The organism is Erwinia sp. MYb416 (assembly GCF_037479575.1).
Taxonomy (GTDB): Bacteria; Pseudomonadota; Gammaproteobacteria; order Enterobacterales; family Enterobacteriaceae; genus Erwinia; species Erwinia rhapontici.
Map to the genome: position 1 here is coordinate 1 of NZ_JBBGYT010000386.1, position 1,004 is coordinate 1,004.

General features: G+C 60.0%; 1 protein-coding gene and 1 pseudogene. Both read right to left on the reverse strand.

Annotated elements, in window-relative coordinates:
* Positions 1–495, reverse strand: a pseudogene (locus tag WH277_RS05470) (alpha/beta hydrolase); the annotation flags it as partial.
* 7 nt (positions 496–502) lie between these two features.
* Positions 503–1,004, reverse strand: a 502-nt coding sequence (locus WH277_RS05475) for an autotransporter outer membrane beta-barrel domain-containing protein (protein WP_339504879.1), incomplete at its 5' end; no start/stop codon positions are given.

Here is a 1,004-nt window from a genome sequence, read left to right on the forward strand (position 1 = left end):
CACCGCGCCACCACCCGAGTAGCCGACCAGCACCAGAGGCTGACCGGGTGCCTGGCGGGCAATCTGCGTGATGGCATCATTCATTGCGTTAATCACCTCCGGGCCGAAGCGACGGTCGGTCCACCAGCTTTGGTCACAGGCGGGATTGCGCGTCATGGGGATGTACTGACAGGGACGTGCCAGATACGCCACATTTACGGCAGGGTCGGCAGCGGTAAGTTTGAGCGCAGTAGGGTTAAACGGCGTGGGATCGCGTGAGGGCTGGCTGGGGGTGACCCAGGCAAAACCATCACCTTCAATATAGAGATGCACAGGCTGGTCGGGATCGCTGATGCGACCCCACCAGCGGAGTACAAATGGCACGGCGTTGATTTCACCCTGCTGTAAACCCGCCGCACGCGCAATGGCGTCGGCGGTGGCAGCACGGTTATCGGTGGCGCAGCCGGTCAGCAGGCTGCACCAAAGTAACCCAACGCAGAGGGATGTTAATTTCACCCGTGACTTAGAACAGCTTACGCACTTGCAGACTGACGGTCTGACCCATGAACTGCGGTGCAGTTTGCAGGTCGTAACGCGCTTCCAGGGTCAGGTCATCGGCATGAGCCAGTGAAACACCGACGCTGGTATCTGCACTGTCTGAAGCCTGGCGGGCACCCTGCGAGGTAAAGCGGGTTTCCCCCAGACTGTCCGCGCTGAAACCGGAATTAGTGGTCATCGGGCTGCGATCGTACTGATGGCTCCACATTACCTGGACAAACGGAGACAGGTCGCCGACAGACGTTGACCAGCTGTGCGCCAGTTTACCGCCGAGGCTGCTTTCGACCGACTGGCTGTGCGCACTGTCGACATCAAGTGCACTGCCGTTGTCGCTGTTTTCCTGATAGCTGCCCTGATGCAGGTAGCTGTAGCTCAGGCTGGCCAGCGGGGTCAGCGTAGTGTTAGCCCCTAATGCCAGCGGGTAACCAACCTCCGACTTCAGTGCCACCTGCTGCCCGGTAAAGTGC